This window comes from Arthrobacter sp. TE12231 (assembly GCF_054062895.1).
The window spans coordinates 2,556,821-2,582,579 of sequence record NZ_JBSSFS010000001.1; the positions used below are offsets into that span (position 1 = coordinate 2,556,821).

Consider the following 25,759-nt stretch of genomic DNA (forward strand, 5'->3'; position numbering starts at 1 on the left):
GGGTTCTAGGACCTGGTGAGGGGGACGCCACCACCGGGCCAAGAATTTACGACGACAAATTTACGACGGCGCTTGGAGCGGGCTCTTCTTCGGGTTCTTGCCGTCCCTGCCCTTGGACTCGGCCTCATGGCGAAGCAGGGAAATCGCGGCTTCGAAATCCTCCAGCGATTCGAAGGCCTGGTAGACGCTGGCGAACCGCAGGTAGGCAACCTCGTCGAGGCGCTGCAGCGGTTCCAGGATTGCCAGCCCGACTTCGTGGGCTTCGATTTCGGCGGCGCCGGAGCCGCGGATTGCCTCCTCGACCTCCTGCGCCAGCATGGCGAGGTCGTCTTCGGTGACCGGACGGCCCTGACAGGCTTTGCGGACGCCGTTGATGACCTTGCTGCGGCTGAAGGGCTCGCCGACACCGGAGCGTTTGATGACGGTAAGGCTGGTGGTTTCCACCGTGGTGAAGCGGCGGCCGCATTCGGGGCACTGCCGGCGGCGACGGATGGCTGAGCCGTCGTCGGCGATCCGGCTGTCCACCACGCGCGAATCAGGGTTACGGCAGAACGGGCAATACATGTCGGTTCCTCCCCGGTCGCAAGCCTGAACGGAGCACAGCGCCGTGTGCCCCCGCGATCAGTTTACGACTAGATATAGCTGAATAACAAGCCTGTAATTACTACATGTAGTGGTCTGGGCGGGTGGTTACCGGGCGGCGAAGCGCGCCGTGACTGCCTCGCCGTGGGCCGGCAGGTCTTCCGCGCCGGAGAGGCTGACGATGTGCCCGCTGACCTGCTCCAGCGCGGAGCGGGAGTAGTTGATCACCTGGATGGCCCGCAGGAAGGTGGTTACGTTCAGGCCGGAGGAGAACGCCGCCGTGCCGCTGGTCGGCAGCACGTGGTTGGATCCCGCGCAGTAGTCCCCAAGGCTGACGGGGCTGTAGTCCCCCACGAAGATCGCCCCGGCGCTGCGGATCCGGGCCGCCACGCGGGCGGCATCCGCGGTCATGATTTCGAGGTGTTCCGCGGCGTACGCGTCGCAGGCGGCAATGCCCTGCTCCAGGTCCTCCACCAGGACGACGCCGGACTGTGGGCCGGAGAGGGCCTCGAGGACGCGGCTGGAGTGCTTGGTGGCAGCGGCCTGGCGTTCGAGTTCCACGCGGACTTCGGCCGCAAGGGCCTCGGAGTCGGTGAACAGGACCGATGCCGCCTTGGGGTCGTGTTCGGCCTGACTGATGAGGTCCGCCGCCACGAGGGCCGGACTGGCGGTCGAGTCGGCGAGGATCGCGATCTCGGTGGTGCCGGCCTCGGAATCGATCCCCACGACCCCCTTCACCAGCCGTTTGGCGGTGGCCACGAAAATGTTGCCCGGACCGGTCACGACGTCCACGGGATCGATCCCGGGAAGGTCACCGGCGTCGGAGGCCCCGGCGGGGATGCCATAGGCGAAGGTGGCGATGGCCTGCGCCCCGCCGATCGCGTAGACCTCCTCGATGCCCAGCAGGCAGGCGGCCGCCAGGATCGTGGGGTGCGGGAGGCCGCCGAAGTTCTTTTGCGGCGGCGAGGCCAGCGCAATGGATTCGACGCCCGCTGCCAGGGCCGGGACGACGTTCATGATCACCGAAGACGGGTAGACCGCCAGTCCGCCGGGGACATAGAGCCCCACGCGCGCCACCGGCACCCAGTTCTGGCTGACGACGGCGCCTTCTCCGAGTTCGACGTCGACGTTCGCCGGGCGCTGGGCATCCGCGAAGCTGCGGGCCCGCCGGATGGACTCCTCGAGTGCCGATCGCACAGCGCGGTCCAAACCTTCCAAAGCCGCGCGCAGCGCCTCGGCCGGGACACGGGGGTGGGCCTGTTCGACGCCGTCGAAGGACAGTGCCAGTTCCCGCAGTGCGGCGAAGCCCCGCGTGCGGACGGCGGAGATGATGTCCTGGACCTTGTCCTCGGCATCTGCCATGGTGCCGGACTGTGCCCGCGGTACGGCAGCGCGCAGCCCGGCGAGGGACAGGTGCTGGCCGCGCACGTCCACCGTGCGGAAGTTGAGGGCGGCGGGAATCGGGGTCACAGGGCTGTCAGGAGTTAGGCTCACCCGATCATTTTACGTGCCCCGCCGGGGCACTCCGACGCTGTGACGCGGCCCGGGCGCGCGGCCGCCGGCCTGAAGCCTGGCCGGGCGCCAGCCGCCGGGCACCAGGCGCCAGGCGTGGGGTTTAGGAGCGGGCTTTGCCGCCGGAGCCCGGAAAGAGGCTGTTCAGGAAGATGGCCAGGGCGATCGCCGCCGGCCAGATGGCGAGGACCGCGTAGGAGCGCAGGGAAAAGGCGACGCTGGCGCTGGCCGAGGTATCGGCCGGGGCTCCCCACCACTGGGCGCTGAGCAAACCGGTTCCCCACGCGAGGAACGAGCCGGCAGCGCCGGCCAGGACCACCAGGATTACGGCGCCGGGCGCCGGCTGTGCATGTTTGGAGCCTGCGACGAACGACCCGGCAATGCAGCCGGCGAGCAGGCACAGCCCTGCCAGCACGAGGTCCCGGGGCAGCCAGGTTGCCGTATTGGTGCCGGCGGCAAGGTCCGGGTTCCGGGTCAGCAGGTTCAGTCCCGACGGCGCCAGAAGCCACCAAAGCAGCCCCACCGGAATGCCGGCCGCGGCGATGACCGCCGCTTTCCGCCACGGGGTTCCGGCGTGTCCGGGCTGCTGCACGGCTTTCATCTCGGCGGGCAAGGGCAGGGGCCGGTCCGGGTGCGCGGGCTCCCCGGTGTGCTGAACGGGGCCGTCTACTGCGGGCTGTGTCATGCAACAAACGGTAACAAGGATTCCCCGGCCCGGCACATGACGCCGCGTGGCAGCACATGACGACGGGGGTAAACAAATCTCCCACTTGATCGGAGGCGGAATACGCTGGCAGTAGGAACCATGACACATACGTGCAGCAGGGAGTTGGATCGCAGTGGCCACAGATGACGGAATCTTCGAGGGGACATTCAAGGAAATGTTCCGCCGGCACGCGGCCGGCGTGGCGATTATCACCGCCAACTACAACGGCGTCCCCTTCGGATTCACCGCGACCTCCGTGGCTTCCTTGTCTGCCAAGCCGCCGCGCTTCACGTTCAACATGGCCAGGACGTCAAGTTCGTGGCCGGCCGTGGCGAACACGAGCTACATCGGGGTCCACATGCTCGGGCTGGAGAACCAGGAGCTCGCAGACCGCTTCGCCCGGGCCGGCAACCGGTTCGACGGGGACCACTGGGAGCTAGGACCCCACGAAGTGCCCGTGCTGAAGGGCGTCACCGGCTGGTTGATCGGGCAGGTCCAGATGCGGTTGTCGTTCGAGAACAACGCCGTGGTGGTGGTCGAAGTGGTGGAGGGTCAGGTCGGCGAAGACGGCGCTCCCCTGCTTTATCACTCCGGGGCCTACAGCCAGCCGGTTCCGCTCGACTACGAGATCTGACAGAGGCCGCGGCGGGCCACGGCACATTAAAACTTCCCTGGTGGTGCATCCGGATACGGCCTTTGGCCGGTAGTAAGGGTGTAAGCACAACCACCGCCCTATGTGGGCCTCGATGAGGAGTTGGAAATGCGCAAGACACTTTCTGCAGCCACCGGAGCAATGACGCTACTGGCAGCACTGTCGCTGGCCGCCCCGGCCCAGGCCGCGACCTGGCACCACCGCGACGATGGAACAGCAAAACTGTCCGTCCTCCACGGCGTTCCGGGCCTTACCGTCGACGTCTGGGTCGACGGCAAGCTCACCCTGGATAACTTCACACCGGGCACATTGGCCGGGCCGTTGAACGTCCCGGACGGAGACCACAAGATTGCGATCACCGGTGCCGACGCCACCAGCGCCGACAACCCCGTGATAGGCCCGGTCACAGTGGACCTCGAAGCAGGTCGGGACTATACAGCGGTCGCTCATCTGGCCGCTGACGGGACCCCCACGGCCACCCTTTTCACCAATGACACCTCCACCAGCCCGGATGGAAAGGGCAAGCTGACCGTCCGGCACGTCGCTGCGGCCCCCGCCGTCGATGTCCTGGCCGGTGGGACCGCGGTCATTGAGGGACTTACCAACCGGCATCAAAAGATCCTCACCCTCAAGGCCGGAAACGTCTCCGCGTCGGTCGCAGCAGAGGGAACCACTGACCCGCTGATCGGCCCCGCCGACGTCAAGGTCACCGAGGGAAAAAACACCATCGTCTACGCCTGGGGAAGCCTCGCGGACAACAACCTTGGGGTCGCCGTACAGGTAGTGGACTCCTCATCGCGTGGACACAAAGGCCACCACGAGTAAGCCATCCGTAGCTCGAGCAGACGTCCTGTTCTGTCGACCGGTGGGGTCACATCGACCGTGGCCCCACCGGCACGCGCACCGTGACATCCCGGAGAGCTGACCCCGTTCGACCATGGCGGAGTCCCCCGCCGGAGCGGCATAATGTGGTTCAACAAGGCCCATTGCCGCTCAAAGGAGCACCTGATGGAGGCTGCCGCATCGCATGATTGGGACGCCCATCTCGATCACGCATTTGCCGGCGGCGACGAACGCGTCCTCGCGGAGGCGTACCGACGGTTTAGTCCGCTGGTCTACACGCTGGCGCTGAGATCCCTGGGAGAGCGTGCCGCTGCCGACGACGTCACCCAGGAGGTTTTCATTAGGGCCTGGAAATCACGGACCACTTTTCGCCCCGAGGCGGCGCGGCTGCCGGCGTGGCTGATCGGGATTGCCCGCAACGCAGTCTCCGACGCTTTGTCCGCCCGCTCCCGCCAGCGCCATCTCGAACAAGCGGCCATTCTCCTGGCAGTTGCCCCCGTTTCCCGCCCAGATGCTGGGGACGTCGAAGAGGTCGCCGACCGCCTGACGTTGGACGAAGAACTGGAGCACTTAGGGGATCCACAGCAGACAATAATGCGGCTGGCGTTCTATGAAGATCTGACTCACGACCAGATTTCGTCCCGTCTTAACCTGCCGCTCGGGACCGTCAAAAGCCACATCCGGCGCAGCCTCACCCGCTTACGCACCCGCCTGGAGGTGGAACATGGAACACCTTGACGCCGAACTTCTCAGTCTGCTGGCCCTTGGCGAGTCCCTCGGCACAGACACCGACGCCGACCACCTCGCCAGCTGCCCCGTGTGCAGCGAAACCCTCCGAGGCCTGCAACATGCGGTGCACATTGCCACCCTCGACACCGCAGGCATCGAACTCGAGAAACCCGGCAGCCAGAACTGGGCCGCCATCCATCAGGCCCTCGGCCTGTCGCCGACCCTCGCGACGGATCCCCTGACCCAGCCCAGCGCTGGGCCCCCTGTCCCACCGACGAAGCCAGCCAGGGCGCAAGCGCCCCTGAACCACGGCAGCGGCACAGAGTCGGCACCGACACTACTGCGGCCCAGCGCCAAAGACAGGCACGCCCGTCCCGGTCTCTGGATTACCGCGGTTGCCGCCGGAATCGTTCTCGGCACGGCCGCCGGATGGACCGCCGCCGGAGTTCTCGGACACAACGGCACTACTGCGCCCACCTCCACCCAGTCGGGTCCGACATCGACAGTCGTCGCCCAAACGTCCCTGACTCCACTGCCCGCGCACACCGGGAGCGGAGATGCCCTGGTGGAGCAACTCCCCGATGGAACCCGGCACCTGATCATCCGACTCTCCAACGACCACATCACCGGATTCCGGGGAGTGTGGGTCGGCTCTGCCGACCTATCCAAGATGGTCAGCCTGGGTGTCCTCGACAATGAATCCGGCACCTTCACCATCCCCGCCGGCGTCGACCTTGCCCAATACCCCATCGTCGACGTGTCCAACCAGCCCTACAACGGGAACCCGGCCCATTCCGCCGACAGCATCGCCCGGGGAACCCTCAACCCTCAAAACTGATCCTCGGATACCATGCGTGAACCCTGAGGTGGCGAGCGGCCCCAGGGTGTCCTGGACCTCTCAGCCTTGCCTAGTGGCTACCCGCACCTGCATTTCAGTTATCCAGGCACGTCGGGCCGAGCAGCACCTTAAGGTCGCCAAACAGGGACGGACTTGGGTTCACGCGCAGGTGCACCGGCAGGCCCATGACCTCCACCCGGGTGTCACCTTGCAGGTGCAGCCGGACCTCGGAGTTTCCGCGGTGGGTGCGCAGGACGTCGCCAAGTTCGGTGACGACGGCCTCGGTGGCCTTGTGCGTGGCCATGGTGATCACCACCGGCCCGTTCTGGCTGTCGCTGAGGTCCGGCACGGACAGTTCCATGCAGTTCAAGGTGACGGCGCCGTCGTCGCGCCGTTGCAGGCGGCCCTTGACCACCACGATCAGGTCCTCCGCCAGCACCGAGGCGATGGGGCCGTAGACCTGGCCGAAGAACATGACCTCCATGGAACCGGCGAGGTCCTCGATTTCGGCGCGGGCGTAGGCGTTGCCGCTGGCCTTGGCGATCCGGCGGCTGAGCGAGGTGATCATGCCTGCGATGGTCACGATCGCGCCGTCCTGCGGGCCGTCTTCGGCGATGATCGAGGTGATCGACCGGTCCGCGTGCTGGCTCAGGAGCCCTTCGAGCCCCTGCAGCGGGTGGTCGGAGACATACAGGCCGAGCATGTCCCGTTCGAAGGCCAGTTTGTCCTTTTTCTCCCATTCGGGAAGATCGGGGATTTCCGTGCTGAGTGAGGCCTCCGGCTCCTGGTCCTCAAAACCGGCGAAGAGGTCGAACTGGCCGATCGCCTCGTTGCGCTTGAGGGTGATGACGGAGTCGATCGCTTCTTCGTGGATCATGGCCAGGGCGCGGCGATGGTGGCCCAGCGAGTCGAAGGCACCTGCTTTGATCAGGGATTCAATGGTGCGCTTGTTGCAGACCACCGCGGGGACCTTCATGAGGTAGTCCTTGAAGGACGTATACGCGCCTTCCTTCTCGCGCGCCGCCACCATGGCCTCGACGGCGTTCACGCCGACGTTGCGGATGGCGCCCATGCCGAAGCGGATGTCGTTGCCGACCGGGGTGAAGTTGAGCGCCGACTCGTTGACGTCCGGCGGTAGCACGGTGATGCCCATGCGGCGGCATTCGTTGAGGTAGATCGCCGACTTGTCCTTGTCGTCGCCCACGGACGTGAGCAGGGCGGCCATGTACTCCGGCGCGTAGTGCGCCTTCAGGTACGCGGTCCAGTACGAAATGACGCCGTAGGCGGCCGAGTGCGCCTTGTTGAAGGCGTAGTCGGAGAACGGAAGCAGGATGTCCCAGAGGGTCTTGACCGCGGCCATGGAATAGCCGTTGTCCTGCATGCCCTGGGAGAAACCGGCGAACTGCTTGTCCAGCTCGGATTTCTTCTTCTTGCCCATGGCGCGGCGCAGGATGTCGGCTTGGCCGAGGGTGTAGCCGGCGAGCTTTTGCGCCACGGCCATGACCTGCTCCTGGTACACGATCAGGCCGTACGTGCCGCCGAGGATTTCGGAGAGCGGCTCCTCGAGCTCCGGGTGGATCGGAATGACTTCCTGGATCTTGTTTTTGCGCAACGCGTAGTCGGTGTGCGCGTTCGCGCCCATGGGACCGGGCCGGTAGAGGGCCAGCACCGCGGAGATGTCTTCGAAGTTGTCAGGCTTCATCAGTTTGAGCAGGGACCGCATGGGTCCGCCGTCGAGCTGGAAGACGCCCAGCGTGTCGCCTCGGGCCAGCAGTTCGTAGGACTCCGTGTCGTCCAATGCCAGGGTTTCGAGGTCGAGATCGATGCCCCGGTTCATCTTGATGTTTTCCAGGGCGTCGGAAATGATCGTCAGGTTCCGCAGGCCCAGGAAGTCCATCTTGATCAGGCCGAGGCCTTCAGACGTCGGATAGTCGAACTGGGTGATGACCTGGCCGTCCTGGAAGCGGCGCATGATCGGAATCACGTCGATGATGGGGTCCGAGGACATGATGACACCGGCGGCGTGCACGCCCCATTGCCGCTTCAGTCCCTCAATGCCCAGTGCCGTCTCGAAAACCTTGGCGGCTTCGGGGTCGGTGCTGATCAGCTGCCGGAAGTCGCCGGCTTCGCTGTAACGCTTGGCCTCGGGGTTCTGAATGTCGGCCAGCGGAATGTCTTTGGCCATCACAGCCGGGGGCAGTGCCTTGGTCAGCTGCTCGCCCATGCTGAACGGGTAGCCCAGCACGCGCGAGGAGTCCTTGAGGGCCTGCTTGGTCTTGATGGTGCCGTAGGTGACGATCATCGCCACGCGTTCGTCGCCGTATTTCCGCGTGACGTAGTCGATCACTTCGGAACGGCGCCGGTCATCGAAGTCGACGTCGAAGTCAGGCATGGAAACGCGGTCAGGGTTCAGGAAGCGTTCGAAGATCAGGCCATGGTGCAGCGGATCGAGGTCGGTGATGCGCATGGCATACGCCACCATGGAACCGGCGCCGGAGCCACGTCCGGGACCCACCCGGATGCCGTTGTTCTTGGCCCAGTTGATGAAGTCAGCCACCACGAGGAAGTAGCCCGGGAAGCCCATGGAAGTGATGACTTCCAGCTCATAGTCGGCCTGCTTGCGGACCTTGTCCGGGATGCCCTGGGGATAGCGGTACTGCAGTCCCTTGTCGACTTCCTTGACCAGCCAGGACGTTTCGTCCTCGCCCTCGGGGCAGGGGAAGCGTGGCATGTAGTTGGCGCCGGTATTGAACGACACTTCGCAGCGCTCGGCGATCAGAAGCGTGTTGTCGCACGCCTCCGGGTGGTCGCGGAACAGCTCCCGCATTTCCTGCGGGGACTTCAGGTAGTAGCCGCTGCCGGAGAAGGCAAAGCGGGAACCGCCGTTGTCATAGGTCGGCTCCAGGAGCGTGGAACCGGACTGGATCGCCAGCAGGGCCTCGTGCGCCTTCGCGTCGTGCTCGTGCGTGTAGTGGAGGTCGTTCGTGGCCACGAGCGGCAGGTTCAGTTCCTTGGCCAGGCGCAGCAGATCGCCAGTGACCCGCCGCTCGATGTCCAGGCCGTGGTCCATGAGCTCGCAGAAGTAGTTCTCAGCGCCGAAGATGTCGCGGAACTCGGCCGCGGCCTCCACGGCTTCCCGGTACTGCCCCAGCCGGAGCCTCGTCTGGACTTCGCCGGACGGGCAGCCGGTGGTGGCGATCAGGCCTTCGGAGTACGTGTTCAGCAGTTCCCGGTCCAGCCGCGGCCACTTGCCGAAAACCGAGTCCAGGGAAGCGATCGAGGAGGCCCGGAAGAGGTTCCGCATGCCCACGTTGTTGTAGCTGAGCAGGGTCATGTGCGTGTACGAGCCGCCGCCGGAAATGTCGTCCTTGCGCTGGTGCTCCTCGCCCCACCGCACGCGGCTCTTGTCCGTGCGGGCGGTCCCGGGAGTCACATACGCCTCGACGCCGATAATCGGCCTGATGCCCTTGTCCGTTGCCCGCTTCCAGAAGTCGAAGGCGCCGAACAGGTAGCCGTGGTCCGTCGTGGCGAGGGCCGGCATGCCGAGCCGCTCGGTTTCGTCGAACAGTTCACCGAGCCGGGCGGCGCCGTCCAGCATCGAGTACTCGGTGTGGTTGTGGAGATGGACAAACGAGTCGTTGCTGGAAGTCACCGCACCATTCTAGTGCCGTGCCGCGGCAGCGGCGTGCAGCCGCGACGGCGGGGCTCAGGCCTGCCCGGATTCCAGGACCTCGAGGGCATACTTCAGATCCTGCGGGTACTCGCTGGTCACGGTGACCCGCTCCCCCGTCCGCGGGTGATCGAAGGACAGTGACCGGGCGTGCAGCCATTGTCGGGTCAACCCCAGGGTGGCGGCCAGCCGCGGGTCCGCGCCGTAGGTGAGGTCACCGGCGCAGGGGTGGCGCAGCGCGGAGAAGTGCACCCGGATCTGATGGGTGCGGCCCGTTTCGAGGTGCACCTCCACGAGCGAGGCCTTCCCGAAGGCTTCCAGGACCTCGTAGTGGGTAACGGAGTCACGGCCGTCCTCAATCACGGCGAACCGCCAGTCGTGGCCCGGGTGGCGGCCGATGGGGGCGTCAATGGTGCCCGCCAGCGGGTCCGGCAGGCCCTGGACGACGGCGTGGTACACCTTGTCCACGGTTCGTTCTTTGAAGGCCCGTTTGAGGACGGTGTACGCGTTTTCGGTCTTGGCCACCACCATGACGCCGGAGGTGCCGACGTCGAGCCGGTGGACGATCCCGGCGCGTTCGGGGGCGCCCGACGTCGAAATCCGGTAGCCGAGTCCGGCGAGGCCTCCCACCACCGTGGGACCGACCCAACCGGGCGACGGGTGGGCTGCCACGCCGACCGGTTTGTCAATGACAACGAACTCGTCATCGTCCAGCAGGATCTTTAGGCCGTCCACTACTTCCTCCACGATTTCCAGGGGGTCCCGGCGGTCCGGCACCACGACGTCGAGCACGGTGCCGGCGGTGAGCTTGAGGGATTTCCCGACCCTCTTGGCGTTGCTGCTGACATGGCCTTCGGCGATGAGGACAGCAGCCTGGGAGCGGGAGATGTCCATCATTTTGGACAAGCCGGCGTCCACCCGGGCGCCTGCGAGGTCCTCCGGGACGGTGAATTGCCGGTGCCCTGCAGGTGCAGAACCGGACTCCCCGGCCGGGTCCTCGGGGTTAGACATCTCGGGGTCAGACATCCTTGGCCACCGCTTCCTTCGTGTGGCGCGAACCGTCCAGCGAGATCCCGCGCAGCGTGAGCAGGCAGATGATCACGACGGCGGAAACGACGGCGGAGTCGGCGATGTTGAAGATCGCGAAGTTCGGCAGCTGGATGAAGTCCACCACATGGCCCATCGCGAAAGACGGCTCGCGGAAAAGCCGGTCCGTCAGGTTGCCGAGTGCACCGCCGAGCAGCAGCCCGAGCGCCAGCGCCCACCAAAGCGAGCCAAGCTTACGAAGCTGCATCAGGATCGCGACGGACACCGCCGCCATGATGATCGTGAACACCCAGGTGACGTTTTCGCCGATCGAGAACGCCGCCCCGGAGTTGCGGATGTAGAACCAGTGCAGCAGCGGCGGAAACACGGGGATCCGCTCGCCCTCTGTCATGGTGGTGGTGACCCAGAGCTTGGTCAGCTGGTCAAACACGTACGCGAACACCGCGAAGGAAGCGAACAGGACAAACAGCTTCGCCCGGCGCCGCCGGGTAGGCACGGGCTGTACGGCCGCGGCAGGCTGTGTGGCGTCTGGTGATGGTGCGTCAGTCATAGGGCTTTCGTTCGGGAGCCAGTACGGAGACCGGGGTGTGGTGCCCGGCACGCCGGCACCGGAACCGGTGGCGGCACCGTGCGGGAATGAACCGTGCAGGAATGAAACAGTGCGGGAAAAAGGAAAAGCCGGCGGCCGAGGAGTCCCCAGCCACCGACTTTCAGAATACTTGGCTTTTTGCCTTAGTTGGCTTCGCCAACCTCAGCGGCGGCAACAGAGCCGCGGGCATCGAGGTCACGCAGCTGGCCTTCGATGTAGGCCTTCAGGCGTGAGCGGTAGTCGCGCTCGAAGCCGCGTAGCTGCTCGACCTTGCGTTCCAGCACGGAGCGCTGCTGCTCGAGGGCACCAAGGATCTTGCGGGACTTTTCCTGAGCATCGTTGACGAGGCTGCTGGCCTCGATCTGTGCTTCAGCGATGATCTTGTCCCGCTGCTGCTCGCCGTCGGCGATGTGCTTGTCGTGCATCTGCTGTGCCATGGCGAGCAGGCCGGCGGCTGACTCGGAAGCCGGGGTGACCGCGGTGCGGGCCGGTTCGACTGCCTGGGCGGCCTTGGCGGCCTGCTCGGCTTCCTTCTTCTTGGCGGCTTCAGCGGCCGCCTTTGCCTTGGCCTCAGCCTCAGCCTTGGCGGCGTCTTCCTTTTCGGCCTTGACGGGCGCCGGGACCTTTTCCACCACAGGGGCGGCGGCTGCGGAGCTGGCAGGCGTGCCGGCGCCGAGTTCGGCGAGCTTCTTACGGAGCTCGTCGTTCTCCTGGTTCAGGCGCCGGAGTTCGACGACGATCTCGTCCAGGAAGTCATCTACCTCGTCCTGGTCGTAGCCTTCGCGGAACTTGGTCGGCTGAAAGCGCTTGTTGACAACGTCTTCTGGCGTCAAAGCCATCTGGTCACCTCGTTGGTCTAGTTAGTCAGTAGGCCTTCCGGCCGTCAAAACTACGGTACCTAAATATGGTCTGGTTCCTCTAATTCAACACCGCAGTGTCAAACCGGAGTTTCTAGCAGTTCGGGCCTTGGCCCGGGTCAGTCGCCTGCGTGGCCGCGGCGGCTGCTTATGCTGCGGTCGGCCGGGCCTACACCAGGCTCTTCACGATCCCCATTGCCAGGCTCACGACAACGAACAGCAGCAGGAACCCGATGTCGAGCGAAACACCGCCCAGCCGGAGCGGCGGGATGAGCCGGCGAAGGAGCCCGAGGGGCTTGTCAGTGACCGAATACACGGCATGGGCAGCGACGAGCGCCACACCGCGCGGCCGCCAGTTCCGGGCAAACATCTGTACCCAGTCGTAAACCAGGCGGATGATCAGGGCCACGAAGAAAAGCAACAGTGCGATATAGACGAGCCCGAAAACAATTCCCATGAGCTAACTCATATCTCCATGTTCATTCCGGATACCGCAGTGTCCTAAGGAAAGTACCGCTTCTATTTCAACACGAATAATTCCGCACGGATGCCAGGCGGGTGTCCCCGCCTGGCATCCGTGCGGAATTATCGTCTCTAGCTTTGGTTGAAGAAACTGGCCTGCGTCTCGCTGACCTTCTTGTCATCGCCAATGACTTCGATGTACGACGGCGAGAGCAGGAAGACCTTGTTCGTCACCCGTTCGATGCTGCCGCGCAGACCGAAAACAAGGCCGGCGGAGAAGTCCACGAGGCGCTTGGCATCGGCCTCGCCCATGTCGGTGACATTCATGATGACGGGGATGCCGTCGCGGAAGCTTTCGCCGATGAGCTTGGCGTCGTTGTAAGACCGCGGATGGATCGTGGTGATCTGCCGGAGGCCGGTGGTCTCTTCGCGGCTCGATGCCGCACGCTTGATGGGTGTCACAGGTGCGCGATATTCCTCTTCAGCGGCGTAGGGCTCTTCCCGGGGGACCTCGCGGACGGGCGCGGGCGCACGTCGTTCCTCGCGGTCCTGCTCCATGGATTCGTCCTCATCCTTGTGCGGTGTGGGGTGCTCAGACTCGTAGTGTTCTTCGCCGTCGGCGAGCCCAAGATAGATCATTGTCTTGCGCAGAGCGCCAGCCATGCTCGACTCCTAATCTTGTCCGTAAGCGGGCCGCTTAATGACTAGACAGCCTTGGAATCCCCGCCGATACCTTCCAATACGTCGAACTTACCGCAGGCCCGGACGCGGACCGAGAATATCGGAGCCAATGCGCAGGTGTGTCGCCCCGAACCGGATCGCCTGCTCGAGGTCCTGGCTCATGCCGGCGGAAATTCCGGCGGCCTCCGGAAATTGTTCTCTCAGCCGCCCGGAAATGCCGGCCAGTTTCTCGAAGGCGGCGGCCGGGTCCGCACCGAGCGGGGCCACGGCCATGACGCCCGCGAGCCGGAGTCCAGCGGCTCCGGCCAGTTGTTCGGCCAGTGCGGGAACGTCTTCGGGGGCTGCGCCGCCGCGGTGCACGCCGGCGTCGTCCTCAAGACTGACCTGGATGAAACAATCCAGGGGCGGCCGCCCTGTGCGATCGCTTTCGACCGCCATCGCTTTGGCCAGGGCCGTGGCGAGGCCGGCCCGGTCCACGGAGTGCACGGCCCCGGCGTATCTCACCACGGACTTGGCCTTGTTGCTTTGGAGCTGGCCGATGAAGTGCCAGTTCAGGCTGAGGTCTTCCAGTTGCGCTGCCTTCCCGGCGGCTTCCTGGTCCCGGTTTTCCCCGACGTCGGTGACCCCCAGCGACGCGAGCCGCCGGACGTCCTGCGCCGGGTGGAACTTGGTGACGACAATCAGACGGGGCGGCGTCGACTGCCGGCCCGCGGCCGCAACGGCGGCGTCGATCCTGCGGCGGACGGCAGAGAGGTTTGCCTCAAGCTGAACCAGCCGGGGACCTTCCAGCGCGTCCTCACGGTTCTCCCCCGGCCGCTCCCCCGATATTTCCCCCGGTACTTCCCCCGGAGGACCAGCCAGCCCTGTGGGACGGCCCTCAACCGGCTCAGTCATGGCCCTGTGCTCTCTTTCCGTGTGTCGTGTCCGTCCACACCAGCCCGGCGAAGCGGCCGGTGCGGGGGTCTCGGCGGTAGGAAAACAGGTTCCCGTCCTCGAGGGTGCAGCCCCCGGAGTATTCCACCGCGACATCCGCCGCCTCCAGCTGGCTCCGGACGCCTGCCGGCAGGTCCAAGCCCGGCGTGCCGGTGGAGGTGGTGCACCACGTGGCGGGGACGGCCGCGGCAACCTCGGAGCGCAGACCGTCGGGGACCTCGTAGCAGCGGCCGCAGACGGACGGGCCGATCCAGGCGCTGATACTGTCCGCGCCGAGCTCACGCAGGCGTGCGACGGCGGCCGGCACCACTCCGGCGGCCACACCGGGGCGCCCGGCGTGGACTACCCCGAGGACGGGGGCGCCGGCCGGACCGTCGCCGACCAGTACCACCGGCACGCAGTCCGCCACCATGACCGCCAGCGGCTCGGTCAGGGAGACCATCGCGTCGGCGGTGGGGGCGGCCGGTTTGTCCGCTGCGGTGTCCGATCTGCTGTCCGCTGCCGCCGGGCGGGCATCGCCCGTCGCGGTGCCGCCGCTGATGGTGGCGACGTCAGCGCCGTGGACCTGGTTCATGTACCGGAAGACGCGCCCGCCGAGTCCCGCGGCCGCTTCGAGCTCCTTGCGCCGGCGGCGGACCGCGCGGGGGTCGTCACCAACGTGAAGTGCCAGGTTCCCGGCTCGGGCGTCGGTGAAGGCCACCCAGACGCCGGGCCGGACTTCAGCCTGCCAGGAAAACAATCACACCACCGCCGTCAACGTGTCCGGAATTCTTGCGTTCATACGTTCCACCGTAACCCGGCGAAAAGCAGCATGGCACCGCCGGACGGCAGTGCCATGCTGAAGGCGAACGATTTACTTGAGGAAGTCGGGGACATCCAGGTCATCGGAGTGGCGGCCGGACAGGTCCGGCTCTACGACGGCCGGGAGGTCGACGTCGAAGCCTGAGTCGGCCGGTACCGCGGAGGGACGCTGCTGGCCCCAGCCGCCGTAGCCGGAAGCGCCCACGGTGGCGTGCAGCGGCTGGACCTGGGCGGAGGCGGGTGCCTGCGCCGGAGCCGGGGCCGCGGACGTGGGTCGCTGCGGCGCGGCCGGCAGGGACTGGTCCATGGACGGCGAGGTGGCCTTGACGTCGTCGAAGCCGGCGGCGATGACGGTGACGCGTGCCTCGTCGCCGAGGGCGTCATCGATCACGGCGCCGAAGATGATGTTGGCCTCGGGGTGGGCGACTTCCTGGACCAGACGTGCTGCTTCGTTGATTTCGAAGAGGCCGAGGTCCGAGCCGCCCTGGATGGACAGCAGGACGCCGTGCGCACCGTCGATCGATGCTTCGAGCAGCGGGGAGGCGATAGCGAGCTCCGCGGCCTTGACGGCCCGGTCTTCGCCGCGGGCCGAACCGATGCCCATGAGCGCGGAACCGGCGCCCTGCATGACGGACTTAACGTCCGCGAAGTCGAGGTTGATCAGGCCCGGGGTGGTGATGAGGTCGGTGATGCCCTGGACACCGGAGAGCAGGACCTGATCGGCGGAGCGGAACGCGTCCAGGACGGAGACGTTGCGGTCGCTGATGGAGAGCAGACGGTCGTTCGGGATCACGATCAGGGTGTCGACTTCGTCGCGCAGGGCGTCGATCCCGGCTTCGGCGGAGCCGGCCCGGCGGCGGCCTTCGAACGTGAAGGGACGCGTCACGACGCCGATGGTCAGGGCGCCCAGGGAACGGGCAATCCGGGCTACGACGGGCGCGCCGCCGGTGCCGGTGCCGCCGCCCTCGCCGGCGGTGACGAAGACCATGTCTGCGCCCCGGATGACCTCTTCGATTTCATCGGCGTGGTCCTCCGCGGCCTGCCGGCCCACTTCAGGGTTCGCGCCAGCACCGAGTCCACGGGTCAGTTCACGCCCGACGTCGAGTTTGACGTCGGCATCGCTCATCAACAATGCCTGGGCATCGGTGTTGATGGCGATGAATTCGACGCCGCGAAGACCGACCTCGATCATGCGGTTGACTGCGTTCACGCCACCGCCGCCGATGCCGACGACCTTGATGACGGCCAAGTAATTCTGCGGAGCTGCCACGTTACGTGTCCCTTGTTCGTGTACTAATGCGAAAACTGATCGAGCGGTGCTTGAAGCTTTGAACCTTAACCTTCGAGTTGAAGGTTATAGTTATGTCAAGTAACTCATGTCTGTGACGGTATTTCCTATGCCGGGGACATTCAATAACCGGGGCCGCGTGTCGCGGTAATACCGGGCAAATAGCCCCTGTATGTAGTCCTGCCGGGTGGAAGCGATGGCTGGCTATCGCGTGACGGGGTGCCGGGGGACGCTGACATCGTAGACCTTCACGGGGTTCGCCGGGTCTGCCGGGACCTTCAGGAGGGCTGCAAGGACCCGTGCCTTCAGCTCCTTCTCCCCCGCGTTGCCCCAGACGATCGTCTGCCCGTCGACGAGTCTGAGCTCGACCGCGTCGGCGGAGGGGGCGGAGGCGTTGGAGAGCCGTGCGAGCACATCCGCCGGCAGCGCTCCCAGGACGGCGGTGATGGCCTGGAACAGGTCCTTGGGCAGGGTGCCGCTGCCGCCGTCGATCACCGGGAGCGAAACCGAGGTGGGATCTTTGGTGGTGCTGAGTTGGACGCCGTCCACGTCCACCAGCTGGAAGGTGTCGCCCTGCTTGACCAGGGCCACCGGAATGCGCTCGGTGACGTGCACCTGCAGGGTGGAGGGCGGCAAGGCCTTCACGCTGACGTCCTTGATCTGGACCAGCGGCTGCAGGAGTGCGACGACGTCGTCCTCGCTGATCTGCGGCAGTGGCTTGCCCTGGAGCGGCGCCAGGGCGGTCTGGACCTGATCCGCGCCCAACAGCCTGGTGCCCTCGACGGTGACCGTCCGCAGGGCAAGCACGGGCGAATAGATGGCGGCCGCGACGATCCCGGCGATGAGCACGGCGATGATGCCAATGGTGCTGAGCAGGATGCGTTTGCGCCGTTTGCCCTTGGGTTCCGGGAAGGACAGCACCTTGCCTGCGCCGATGTCCGGCATGCCCTGCGGGCCCTGGGGGGACTGTGGGTTCTGAGGATTCCGGGAATTCTGGGGGGTCTGCGGCTTCGGCGCGTATCCGCCCGCCGTGTCGCCGGCGCTCTTGGACGCCGAAATGACGTCCGTGCCGGCCCCGCCGGACGGCGGCCGGGAACCGGGTCCGGAGGCATTCGGCCCGGAGGCATTGGTCCCGCCCCGGTAGGTGGGGCGCCGCGTGCTAGCCACCGGCGGCCTCGACCGTCAGGGCATCGACGATCTGCGGCCCGTAGGCCGTGACGTCGCCCGCGCCGGCCGTGAGCACGATGTCCCCCGGCGCGGCGGCCGCCAGCACCGCCTGCACTGCTTCCGCGCCGGGACCGACGAGGCTGCCGCCGGAGCCCAGGTGTTCGGCGATCAGCCCGCTGGTGACGCCGGGAATGGGATCTTCCCGGGCCGGGTAGATGTCCAGGACCAAGGCCGTGTCCGCCGTGTTGAGCGCCTCGGCGAATTCACGGGCGAATTCGCGGGTCCGGGAAAACAAGTGGGGCTGGAAGAGCACGTGGACTTTGTGCTGCCCGGCCACGGAGCGTGCGGCGGACAAGGCGGCGCGGACTTCCGTCGGGTGATGGGCGTAGTCGTCGTAGACGCGAATGCCGCGTCCCTCCCCTTTGAACTCGAAGCGACGCGAGGCGCCGGAAAAGTGCGCGAGTGCCCCGGCAGCGGTTTCCGGTGCGACGCCGAGTTCGATCGCGACCGCGAACGCTGCGGCGGCGTTGAGCGCATTGTGCCTGCCCGGAACTTGGAGTTCGACGTCGAAGGTGCCCGCCGCCGTCGTAATTCCGATCCGCCCCGGTCCGGTGTCGTGCAGCCGGACAGCGGCGTCCGCCCGCGTCCCGTACAGGACCACACGGGTGTTGCCGCGGGCCGCGGTGCGTTCGGCGAGGGCCCTGGCGCCGGGATCATCCGCGCAGGCCACCAGCACGCCGTCAGCGGGGAGCAGGGCCGTGAAGCTGTCGAAGGAGGCATAGACGGCGTCCGCGGTGCCGTAGAAGTCCAGGTGGTCCGGCTCGACGTTGGTCACCACGGCGATCGCCGGGCGGTAGTTCAGGAAGGAGCCGTCCGACTCGTCCGCCTCGGCCACGAAGATCCCGGAGGCGCCGTTTGCCGCGTTGACGCCGAGGGCCGGGACGTTCGCGCCAATGGCGAAGGACGGGTCGAGTCCCGCACCCTGCAGCAGCACGGTGATCATGGAGGTCGTGGTGGACTTTCCGTGGGTTCCGGCGACCGCAACCACGGTGTCGTCCGCCATGGTGGCGGCCAGGGCCTCGGAGCGGTGCAGCACGGGGAGCCCGGCGGCTCGGGCGGCGACGAGTTCGGGGTTGTCGGGCCGGATCGCGGAGCCGGCCACCACTGTCTGGGCGTCGCCAAGGTTGCCGGGCGCGTAGCCGACGGCGATCCGGGCACCGGCGGCTGCGAGGTCGGTCATGACCGGGAGCGCCTTCGCGTCGGAGCCGCTCACCGGGATTCGGCGGGCCACCATGATGCGGGCGACGGCGGACATGCCGACGCCGCCGATGCCGATAAAGTGCACGCGGCCGAGCGATGCCAGGGAAGGCGTGCCGTGTTGGGGCTGGGTCATAGCTTTACCGCTTCCTGCTGTGCTGGTTCATGCCGTGCTGGTTCTTGCTGTGCTGGCTCTTGCTGTGCTGGTTCGACGTCGCGACCTCGAGGACGAGATCGGCCATGCGCCGGTCCGCATCCCGTATGCCGAGGCTTTCGGAGCTGGCGGCCATCCCGGCCAGCCTGTCCTTGTCCAGCAGCAGGGGGATGATGTTGTCGCGGATCCAGTCGGCGGAGAATGCTTTGTCGTCCACGATCAAGGCGCCTCCGGCGGCGACGAGGCCCGCGGCGTTCAGTGCCTGCTCGCCGTTGCCGATGGGCAAGGGGACGAAGACGGCGGGAACTCCCACGGCGGCGACCTCGCTTACCGTGGCGGCGCCGGCCCGGGCCAGCAGCAGGTCCGCCGCCGCGTACACGGTTTCCATGCCGTCCACGTATTCGACCTGCCGGTAGCCGGCGGCCTCGAGCGGTTTGCCGTCGGCGTCGTGCACGGACTTGCCGTGGCCGGTGATGTGCAGGGTCTGCACGCCGGCCTCGGCGAGGGCCCCGACCGCCGCGGTGAGGGACCGGTTGATGCTCTGGGCGCCCGAGGAGCCGCCCGTGACGATCAGCGTCGGTTTGTCCGGGTCCAGTCCGAGCGCCTGCCGCGCCCCGGCCCGCGCAGCAGCGCGGTCCAGGCCCGAGATCTCCGGACGCATCGGCATGCCCACGTGGCGGGCGCGGCCGAGTTTGGTCGCGGCGAAGGCAACCGCCACGTGGCCTCCAAGGCGGGCGCCGACCCGGTTCGCCAGGCCGGGGCGGGTGTTCGCCTCATGGACCACGATCGGGATCTTCCGGCGCCGGGCCGCGAGGTACATCGGCGTGCACACGTAGCCGCCGACGCCTACCAGGACGTTGGCCCCCGCCTCGTCCAGGATGGTGCCCGCCTGCTTCACGGCGCCGGCCATCCGGCCGGGAAGCCGGAGCAGGTCCACGGAGGGCCTGCGCGGGAGCGGGACCCGGCTGATCGTGACCAGATCCAGCCCGGCTGCCGGGACCAGCCGCGCTTCCATCCCGCCGGGGGTGCCGACGGCCAGGAGCTGCACTCCCGGCCGGGACTGGCGGAGGGCGCCGGCGATGGCCAGCAGCGGGCTGATGTGACCGGCGGTTCCGCCGCCGGCAAGGACCACGGACAAAGGCGACTCGGTGTTCATGAAGGGCTGTTACGCTTTCGTGCGGTTCTTGGGGGCGGGTGTCTTGGGGGCCGGGTTCTTGGGAGAAGGGTTCCGGGGTGCACTCCGCGCCGGGCTCCTGGTGCTGTTCGGCTTGGCGTTCGCGGGTGATTTTCCGGCGGCCTTCGCGGCCGGACGCGCGGCGCCCTGGCTGGATGCCTTGGTGGCCGCCCGGGCAGCGCGGGCGCGCCGCACCGAATTTGCGAAGGCGGCCGGGCCGAACCTGAGCATCTTCTTGGGCTGCATGCCCGGGTCCATCTGGGCCCGGGCCAGGGACAGGACGACGCCGATGGCGCACAGCGACATCAGCAGGGCCGAGCCGCCGTAGGAGATGAACGGCAACGGGACGCCGATCACCGGCGCCAGCCCCGTGACCACGGCCATGTTGACGCTCGCCTGGCCGAGGAGCCAGACCATGATCGCGCCGGCCAGGACGCGGTGGAAAATATCGTGCTGTGCGACGACCACGCGGTAGATGGCGGTGCCGAGGATGGCGAAGAGGACCAGGACGACGAGTGTCCCGACCAGTCCGAGTTCCTCGCCGATGATCGCGAAGATGAAGTCGTTGTGGGCTTCGGGAATCCAGCTGTACTTCTGCCGGCTCTGGCCGAGTCCGACGCCGAACCAGCCGCCGGAGGCAAGCCCGTACAGTCCGTTGGTCGACTGGTAGTTCAAGTCCGAGCCGTCGGCGCAGGTCTGGCCGGTCCATGACAGGATGCGGCACATGCGGTTCGGGTTGGTGACGGCAAGGATCGTCGTGAAAACGGCCAGCGCCGCACCGGCAATCGCGAAGAGGTAGAGCCGGACGCCGGCGAAGAACAGCGCGGCCGCCACGATGATCATGACGATCATCGCCGTGCCGAGGTCGTTTCCGGCGAGGATGAGCCCCAGGACTACCGCAGCCCCCGGAACCGCGACGGGAATGAGCGCATGGCGCCACTCGTGGAGGAGCTTGGCTTTGCGGTCCAGCACCGTGGCCATCCAGAGCGCCAGCGCGAGTTTGGCTGCTTCGGAGGGCTGGAAGGTGAACGGGCCGACGTCGATCCAGTTCTGGTTGCCCAGGGCGCTGCGGCCTACCAGGAGGACCAGGCCCAGCAGGGCAACGGCCAGGAACATGGCCGGCCACGCGAAGCGCCTGAGCCAGACGACGTTGACGCGCGAGAGGACAAACATCGCAAAGACGCCGAACGCGGCGAATCCGCCCTGCTTGAGCGCGGCGGAGTAGGGTGACTCCCCCGCCGCGATGGCTTCGACGCTGGAGGCGGAGAGGACCATCATGATGCCGATCGCCGTCAGGGCCAGGGTGGAGCCGAGGATCAGGTAGTACGTGGATCCGTTGCGGGACTTGCCGTTGCCTTCCAGCGCGGACCAGAATCGGCGGTACCAGGCCCGCACCCTCGCTGCGGGAGTGACGGCGTGCACCGGGAGGGTGCCGGTGCCGGCGGACTTGCCGCTGGTGGCCCCGCCCGCGGCGGGCCGGGCCGCCGTCGTACGTGTGGGCGTGCTGACCATTGTTACTCCTCGCTGGTCTGAGCCTGCCCTTCCACGAGCTCGCGGACAGCTTCGATGAAGGCATCGCCACGGTGAGCATAGGAAGAGAACTGATCCATGGAGGCAGCCGCCGGGGCCAGCAGCACAGTGTCACCGGAGGCGGCCAGCTGCGCCGCCGAGGCAACGGCCTGGGCCATCACAGTCTCGCTGAAAATCGGCGAAGGGCCTGCGTCGGCTTTGGCCGTTCCGGCAGTCTGCACGTCTTCAGTCTCACCCTTCGTCGGCCCGATCACGGGGACATCCGGCGCGTGTCGCTTCAGGGCGGACTGCAGATCGCTGGAGTCCGCACCGATCAGGACCACGGCTTTGAGCCGGTTGGCGTGCTCCTGGATCAGGGAGTCGTAGTTCACGCCCTTGGAAAGGCCTCCCGCGATCCACACCACGTTGTGGAATGCGGACAGCGACGCGGCGGCGGCGTGCGGGTTGGTGGCCTTGGAGTCATTGATCCAGAGCACACCCTCGTGGCGGGCCACGAGCTGGATCCGGTGGTCTCCGGGGAGGTAGTTCAGCAGGCCCTTGCGGACCACCTGCGGCTCCACCCCGTAGGCGCGAACCAGGGCTGCCGCCGCCAGCGCGTTGGCCACCATGTGGCGCGGAGCCACCGGGCCGAGGTCGGCGGTGGAAGCAAGTTCGGCTGCGCTGTCCTTGCGTTCGGCGATGAACGCACGGTCCACCAGGAGCCCCTCGACGACGCCGAGCATGCTGACGGCCGGCGTCAGCGTGGTGAAGCCCACGGCCCGGCAGCCCTCCACAACATCGGCGTCCTCGACCATGCGTTCGGTCTCGATCTGCTCGGCGTTGTAGATGCAGGCCTTCTGCGTGTTCTCGTAGACCTTGGCTTTGTCCGCCAGGTAGGAGGCGTAGGAACCGTGCCAGTCCACGTGGTCTTCGGCGACGTTGAGGCACACGCTGGCCACCGGCGACACGGAGTGGCTCCAGTGCAGCTGGAAGCTGGAGAGTTCGACAGCAAAGACGTCGTAGTCCACGGGGTCGCGGAGCGCGTCCAGGATGGGGGTCCCGACGTTGCCGACGGCGATCGCCTTGAGCCCGGCAGCCTGGAGCATGGACTCGGTCAGGCCGACCGTCGTCGTCTTGCCGTTGGTGCCGGTGATGGTCAGCCAGTCGGCCGTCTTGCGGCCCTTGCGTTCGCGGAGCCGCCAGGCGAGTTCGACGTCGCCCCACACCGGGATGTGGGCGCGCGCCGCGGCGGCGAGCAGGGCCTGGTCCGGGCGCCAGCCTGGCGAGGTGACCACCAGGTCCGGCTTCTGCCCGTCGATCTTCGGAACGGACTCCACTGCCTCCTCGCCCAGCAGGACGTCGGCCGCGCCGACAATCCGCAGGGTGTCAGCCTGTGCCAGCGCCTTGGGGCTCGTGGCGGCGTCAACCACCACCACCCGGGCGCCGAGCTCGATCAGGGTGTCGGCGGCGGCGAAGCCGGAGACGCCAATCCCGGTGACCACGACGCGCAGGCCGGCCCAGTCGGAGTCCCAGGTGGTGAGCTCCTGCAGCCGGGGTGAAGTGGTGAGCGGGACGGGGATAGGACTGGTCACAGGAGCACCACCCATTCAGCGTAGAAGATGCCAAGGCCGGCGGCGACGAACAGGCCGCACAGGATCCAGAACCGGACCACCACGGTGACTTCGGCCCAGCCCTTGAGTTCGAAGTGGTGCTGCAGCGGCGCCATCTTGAAGAAGCGTTTGCCCTTGGTGAGTTTGAAGTAGCCCACCTGGATGATGACCGAGAGGGTGATGAGGACGAAGAGCCCGCCGATGAAGGCCAGCAGCAGCTCGGTCCGGGACAGGATGGCGAAGGCTGCCACGGCGCCGCCGATGGCCAAGGATCCGGTGTCGCCCATGAAGATCTTCGCCGGGGAGGTGTTCCACCAGAGGAATCCGACCATTGCCGCGCTGAGGATGGCTGCCAGCAGGGCCAGATCCATTGGGTCTCGGACCGAGTAGCAGCCGCCGCCGGCCTGCCGCGGGGAGCCGCAGGCCTGGTTGCTCTGCCAGATGCCCATGAGCGTGTATGCCCCGAACACCATCACAGAGGCGCCGGCGGCCAGGCCGTCGAGGCCGTCGGTGAGGTTCACGCCGTTGGTCGCAGCGGTGACGATCAGGTTGGACCACAGGACGAAGAGGATGGCGCCGAGCACGGTTCCGGCGAAGGCCAGGTTGAGCCACGGGATGTCGCGCACCAGCGAGATCTGGGTGGAAGCCGGCGTCAGGCCGGCGGCATTCGGGAAGTTCAGCGCCAGGATGGCAAAAATAATGCCGACCGCCGCCTGGAGGATCAGCTTGGCCTTGGCATTCAGCCCGAGGCTGCGCTGCTTGGTGATCTTGATGAAGTCATCCAGGAACCCGACCAAGCCCATGCCCACCATGAGGAACAGCAGCAGCAGCCCGGAAGCGCTCGGCCCCGGGGAGTGCGGGTTCATCATCCACATGACCAGGTGCGTCAGCCCGTAGCTGACGAGGACCGCCAGGACCACGACGGCGCCGCCCATGGTGGGCGTGCCGCGCTTGGTGTGGTGCGAGGTGGGTCCGTCGTCCCGGATGAATTGTCCGTAGCCCTTGCGGACCAGGAACCGGATAAACAGCGGGGTGCCCGCGAACGCGAGGAGCAGCGCCATTCCAGCGCCCATCAGCAGTGCAATCACAGCTGTGCCCTCCCTTCGGTGGCGGTTGCGGCAGGTCCCTCAGCAGGTCGCTCGGGAGAGGTCTTGGGGGCTTGTGGAGGTAATGCTATCCGATCCCCCAGGTGGCGCAGCCCGATGCCGTTCGAGGACTTGAACAGGACCAGGTCACCCGGTTGGAGCTCGGCCTGGAGAAGGTCGTAGGCCTCGTCCACTGTCTCGGCGAAAACGCATTCATCGCCCCAGGAGCCTTCGTTGACGGCAGAGACATAGAGCGAGCGGGCCTCCCGGCCCACCACCACGAGACGGGAGATGTTGAGCCGCACCACCTGGGTGCCGACCGTCATGTGCTCGCGGATGGAGTCCGGGCCAAGCTCCAGCATGGCGCCGAGGACCGCCCAGGTGCGGCGGCCGCGGCCCAGTTCGGCCAGCGTCCGCAGCGCCGCGCGCATGGACTCCGGGTTCGCGTTGTAGGCGTCGTTGATGACGGTCACGCCGTCGGGGCGCTCCGTGCGTTCCATCCGCCACCGGCTGGCGGCAGTCTGGGCGCTGAGTGAGGCGGCGATCTGCGCGCCGGGAATGCCGGCGGCGTGCGCCGCGGCCGCGGCCGCGAGGAGGTTGGCGATGTGATGGGCACCAATCAGCTTGGCGCTGACGTGGTACCGGGTGATCCCCTGCCCTGTTGTGCCCTGCTGTACTGGTTCCTGCTCTGCTGTTCCTTGCGGGGCGCTCTCGCCGGGCAGGTAGAGCGCAAACTCTGGGTGGCCTTCGGCATTCAGTTCGATGCCCTCGGCCCTGACCACATCGGATGGGGCCACGTCCGGCTGGCTGCCGTTGTCCTGGCCTATGTCGGCCGGGCGGGAAGTGTAGCCGAGCACACGGGCCCGGGTCCGGGCGGCCATCGCGGCGACGCGGGCGTCGTCGAGGTTCAGCACGGCTGTGCCTTCGGCAGGGAGCGCCTCCACGAGTTCGCCCTTGGCGACGGCGATGTTGTCGATGCCGCCGAATTCTCCGGCGTGCGCGGAGCCGACGCCGAGGACCACACCGATCTCCGGCCGGACCATGTCCGCGAGGTACCGGATGTGGCCGATGCCCGTGGCGCCCATCTCGATGACGAGGTAGCGGGTGCCGAAATCGGCCTTGAAAACGGTCAGGGGCACGCCCACTTCGCCGTTGTAGGACCCCTGCGGCGCAACGGTGGCGCCGTCGGCATCCGACGCGGCGAAGATGCCTGCCAGCAGGTCCTTCGTGGTGGTTTTGCCGGCCGATCCCGTGATGCCAATCACGGTGAACGCGGCACCGGCGGCCGCGCGGTGGGCGCGGATCCGGCGGACGGATTCAGCGGCCAGGGCGCCCATCGCAAGGACAGCGTCCTCGACGACGACTGCCGGGTACATTGCCCCGGCGGCGTCGGCGACCTCGCGCTCCACGAGCGCAAGGACGGCGCCCCTGTCAAAGGCGGCGCCGACAAAGTCGTGCCCGTCGGCGCTCTCCCCGGGCTTGGCCACATAGAGGGAACCCGCCGTGGCCTCGCGGGAGTCGGTCACCACGGAGGCGGGGGTAAGGCCCGGTTCCGCGGCCAGCCGGCCGTTGGTTATGTCGGCGATTTCCGCCGCTGTAAGTGCAATCATCTC

23 protein-coding genes are annotated in these 25,759 nt (G+C 67.0%); 4 read left to right on the forward strand and 19 right to left on the reverse strand.

What is annotated here, in order from left to right:
- Nucleotides 1-60: 60 nt before the first annotated feature.
- From nrdR to ACVWYS_RS11570, 3 genes are all read right to left on the reverse strand, one after another.
- Nucleotides 61-564, reverse strand: a complete 504-nt coding sequence (gene nrdR, locus ACVWYS_RS11560) for a transcriptional regulator NrdR (protein ID WP_091255145.1) — start codon at nt 562-564, stop codon at nt 61-63.
- Nucleotides 565-690: 126 nt separating this feature from the next.
- Complete coding sequence (hisD, locus tag ACVWYS_RS11565; RefSeq protein ID WP_456509769.1) at nt 691-2,076, reverse strand: histidinol dehydrogenase; 1,386 nt, start codon at nt 2,074-2,076, stop codon at nt 691-693.
- A 121-nt stretch (nt 2,077-2,197) separates the two neighbouring features.
- Nucleotides 2,198-2,779, reverse strand: coding sequence for a hypothetical protein (locus tag ACVWYS_RS11570; protein WP_456509770.1), 582 nt, complete (start codon nt 2,777-2,779; stop codon nt 2,198-2,200).
- 196 nt (nt 2,780-2,975) lie between these two features.
- On the opposite strand from ACVWYS_RS11570, the gene ACVWYS_RS11575 reads away from it, so the two are divergent.
- The 4 genes from ACVWYS_RS11575 (at nt 2,976) to ACVWYS_RS11590 (ending at nt 5,862) form a co-directional block, all read left to right on the forward strand.
- Entirely contained in the window at nt 2,976-3,434 is a 459-nt protein-coding gene (locus ACVWYS_RS11575) for a flavin reductase family protein (protein WP_202615888.1), read from the forward strand.
- 126 nt (nt 3,435-3,560) lie between these two features.
- Nucleotides 3,561-4,277, forward strand: a complete 717-nt coding sequence (locus tag ACVWYS_RS11580; RefSeq protein WP_456509771.1) for a DUF4397 domain-containing protein — start codon at nt 3,561-3,563, stop codon at nt 4,275-4,277.
- A 183-nt stretch (nt 4,278-4,460) separates the two neighbouring features.
- Nucleotides 4,461-5,033, forward strand: a complete 573-nt coding sequence (locus ACVWYS_RS11585) for an RNA polymerase sigma factor (protein WP_344362331.1) — start codon at nt 4,461-4,463, stop codon at nt 5,031-5,033.
- Nucleotides 5,020-5,862: a hypothetical protein gene (locus tag ACVWYS_RS11590; RefSeq protein WP_344362163.1), complete on the forward strand. Its 843-nt coding sequence runs from the start codon at nt 5,020-5,022 to the stop codon at nt 5,860-5,862. Before ACVWYS_RS11585 ends, ACVWYS_RS11590 begins: the two co-directional genes overlap by 14 nt.
- Nucleotides 5,863-5,956: 94 nt before the next feature.
- Here the strand turns inward: ACVWYS_RS11590 and dnaE are convergent, their stop codons facing one another.
- From dnaE to ACVWYS_RS11670, 16 genes are all read right to left on the reverse strand, one after another.
- A complete protein-coding gene (gene dnaE / locus ACVWYS_RS11595; protein WP_116767502.1) occupies nt 5,957-9,514 on the reverse strand; it encodes a DNA polymerase III subunit alpha in 3,558 nt (1,185 codons plus the stop codon).
- Between the two features lie 54 nt (nt 9,515-9,568).
- Nucleotides 9,569-10,543 (reverse strand): RluA family pseudouridine synthase, encoded by a 975-nt coding sequence (locus ACVWYS_RS11600; protein WP_272914151.1) that lies wholly within the window; start codon nt 10,541-10,543, stop codon nt 9,569-9,571.
- Nucleotides 10,544-10,550: 7 nt separating this feature from the next.
- Nucleotides 10,551-11,129, reverse strand: coding sequence for a signal peptidase II (lspA, locus tag ACVWYS_RS11605; protein WP_344362168.1), 579 nt, complete (start codon nt 11,127-11,129; stop codon nt 10,551-10,553).
- Nucleotides 11,130-11,311: 182 nt separating this feature from the next.
- Nucleotides 11,312-12,007 (reverse strand): DivIVA domain-containing protein, encoded by a 696-nt coding sequence (locus ACVWYS_RS11610; RefSeq protein WP_456509772.1) that lies wholly within the window; start codon nt 12,005-12,007, stop codon nt 11,312-11,314.
- 187 nt (nt 12,008-12,194) lie between these two features.
- Nucleotides 12,195-12,482, reverse strand: coding sequence for a YggT family protein (locus ACVWYS_RS11615; RefSeq protein WP_116767505.1), 288 nt, complete (start codon nt 12,480-12,482; stop codon nt 12,195-12,197).
- 137 nt (nt 12,483-12,619) lie between these two features.
- On the reverse strand, nt 12,620-13,150 hold the full coding sequence (locus tag ACVWYS_RS11620; protein WP_344362173.1) for a cell division protein SepF: 531 nt from the start codon (nt 13,148-13,150) through the stop codon (nt 12,620-12,622).
- 87 nt (nt 13,151-13,237) lie between these two features.
- Nucleotides 13,238-14,062 (reverse strand): YggS family pyridoxal phosphate-dependent enzyme, encoded by an 825-nt coding sequence (locus tag ACVWYS_RS11625; protein ID WP_456509773.1) that lies wholly within the window; start codon nt 14,060-14,062, stop codon nt 13,238-13,240.
- On the reverse strand, nt 14,055-14,840 hold the full coding sequence (locus ACVWYS_RS11630) for a polyphenol oxidase family protein (RefSeq protein WP_456509774.1): 786 nt from the start codon (nt 14,838-14,840) through the stop codon (nt 14,055-14,057). Before ACVWYS_RS11630 ends, ACVWYS_RS11625 begins: the two co-directional genes overlap by 8 nt.
- 114 nt (nt 14,841-14,954) lie before the next feature.
- Complete coding sequence (gene ftsZ, locus ACVWYS_RS11635) at nt 14,955-16,172, reverse strand: cell division protein FtsZ (RefSeq protein ID WP_091255129.1); 1,218 nt, start codon at nt 16,170-16,172, stop codon at nt 14,955-14,957.
- Nucleotides 16,173-16,394: 222 nt separating this feature from the next.
- Nucleotides 16,395-17,357 carry a cell division protein FtsQ/DivIB gene (locus ACVWYS_RS11640; protein WP_456509775.1) on the reverse strand — a complete coding sequence of 321 codons (963 nt, stop codon included), beginning with the start codon at nt 17,355-17,357 and terminating at the stop codon, nt 16,395-16,397.
- Entirely contained in the window at nt 17,350-18,750 is a 1,401-nt protein-coding gene (gene murC / locus ACVWYS_RS11645; protein WP_456507021.1) for a UDP-N-acetylmuramate--L-alanine ligase, read from the reverse strand. The genes ACVWYS_RS11640 and murC overlap by 8 nt, the downstream gene beginning before the upstream one ends.
- 4 nt (nt 18,751-18,754) lie before the next feature.
- Nucleotides 18,755-19,924, reverse strand: coding sequence for an undecaprenyldiphospho-muramoylpentapeptide beta-N-acetylglucosaminyltransferase (murG, locus tag ACVWYS_RS11650; RefSeq protein WP_456509776.1), 1,170 nt, complete (start codon nt 19,922-19,924; stop codon nt 18,755-18,757).
- A gap of 9 nt (nt 19,925-19,933) precedes the next feature.
- Nucleotides 19,934-21,454, reverse strand: coding sequence for a putative lipid II flippase FtsW (ftsW, locus tag ACVWYS_RS11655; protein ID WP_456509777.1), 1,521 nt, complete (start codon nt 21,452-21,454; stop codon nt 19,934-19,936).
- Between the two features lie 2 nt (nt 21,455-21,456).
- Nucleotides 21,457-23,058 (reverse strand): UDP-N-acetylmuramoyl-L-alanine--D-glutamate ligase, encoded by a 1,602-nt coding sequence (gene murD / locus ACVWYS_RS11660; RefSeq protein WP_456509778.1) that lies wholly within the window; start codon nt 23,056-23,058, stop codon nt 21,457-21,459.
- Nucleotides 23,040-24,149 carry a phospho-N-acetylmuramoyl-pentapeptide-transferase gene (mraY, locus tag ACVWYS_RS11665; protein WP_116767513.1) on the reverse strand — a complete coding sequence of 370 codons (1,110 nt, stop codon included), beginning with the start codon at nt 24,147-24,149 and terminating at the stop codon, nt 23,040-23,042. The genes murD and mraY overlap by 19 nt, the downstream gene beginning before the upstream one ends.
- Nucleotides 24,146-25,756, reverse strand: a complete 1,611-nt coding sequence (locus tag ACVWYS_RS11670; RefSeq protein ID WP_456509779.1) for a UDP-N-acetylmuramoyl-tripeptide--D-alanyl-D-alanine ligase — start codon at nt 25,754-25,756, stop codon at nt 24,146-24,148. The genes mraY and ACVWYS_RS11670 overlap by 4 nt, the downstream gene beginning before the upstream one ends.
- Nucleotides 25,757-25,759: the final 3 nt, after the last annotated feature.

Coding starts and splice junctions, on each gene's coding strand:
- ACVWYS_RS11580 (WP_456509771.1), top strand. CDS start 3,561: ATGCGCAAGACACTTTCTGCAGCCACCGGAGCAATGACGCTACTGGCA.
- ACVWYS_RS11670 (WP_456509779.1), bottom strand. CDS start 25,756: ATGATTGCACTTACAGCGGCGGAAATCGCCGACATAACCAACGGCCGG.
- ACVWYS_RS11610 (WP_456509772.1), bottom strand. CDS start 12,007: ATGGCTTTGACGCCAGAAGACGTTGTCAACAAGCGCTTTCAGCCGACC.
- ftsW (WP_456509777.1), bottom strand. CDS start 21,454: ATGGTCAGCACGCCCACACGTACGACGGCGGCCCGGCCCGCCGCGGGC.
- murD (WP_456509778.1), bottom strand. CDS start 23,058: ATGGGTGGTGCTCCTGTGACCAGTCCTATCCCCGTCCCGCTCACCACT.
- ACVWYS_RS11590 (WP_344362163.1), top strand. CDS start 5,020: ATGGAACACCTTGACGCCGAACTTCTCAGTCTGCTGGCCCTTGGCGAG.
- nrdR (WP_091255145.1), bottom strand. CDS start 564: ATGTATTGCCCGTTCTGCCGTAACCCTGATTCGCGCGTGGTGGACAGC.
- murG (WP_456509776.1), bottom strand. CDS start 19,924: ATGAACACCGAGTCGCCTTTGTCCGTGGTCCTTGCCGGCGGCGGAACC.
- ACVWYS_RS11600 (WP_272914151.1), bottom strand. CDS start 10,543: ATGTCTAACCCCGAGGACCCGGCCGGGGAGTCCGGTTCTGCACCTGCA.
- murC (WP_456507021.1), bottom strand. CDS start 18,750: ATGACCCAGCCCCAACACGGCACGCCTTCCCTGGCATCGCTCGGCCGC.
- ACVWYS_RS11620 (WP_344362173.1), bottom strand. CDS start 13,150: ATGGCTGGCGCTCTGCGCAAGACAATGATCTATCTTGGGCTCGCCGAC.
- ACVWYS_RS11625 (WP_456509773.1), bottom strand. CDS start 14,062: ATGACTGAGCCGGTTGAGGGCCGTCCCACAGGGCTGGCTGGTCCTCCG.
- ACVWYS_RS11615 (WP_116767505.1), bottom strand. CDS start 12,482: ATGGGAATTGTTTTCGGGCTCGTCTATATCGCACTGTTGCTTTTCTTC.
- ACVWYS_RS11585 (WP_344362331.1), top strand. CDS start 4,461: ATGGAGGCTGCCGCATCGCATGATTGGGACGCCCATCTCGATCACGCA.
- ACVWYS_RS11575 (WP_202615888.1), top strand. CDS start 2,976: ATGTTCCGCCGGCACGCGGCCGGCGTGGCGATTATCACCGCCAACTAC.
- ACVWYS_RS11570 (WP_456509770.1), bottom strand. CDS start 2,779: ATGACACAGCCCGCAGTAGACGGCCCCGTTCAGCACACCGGGGAGCCC.
- lspA (WP_344362168.1), bottom strand. CDS start 11,129: ATGACTGACGCACCATCACCAGACGCCACACAGCCTGCCGCGGCCGTA.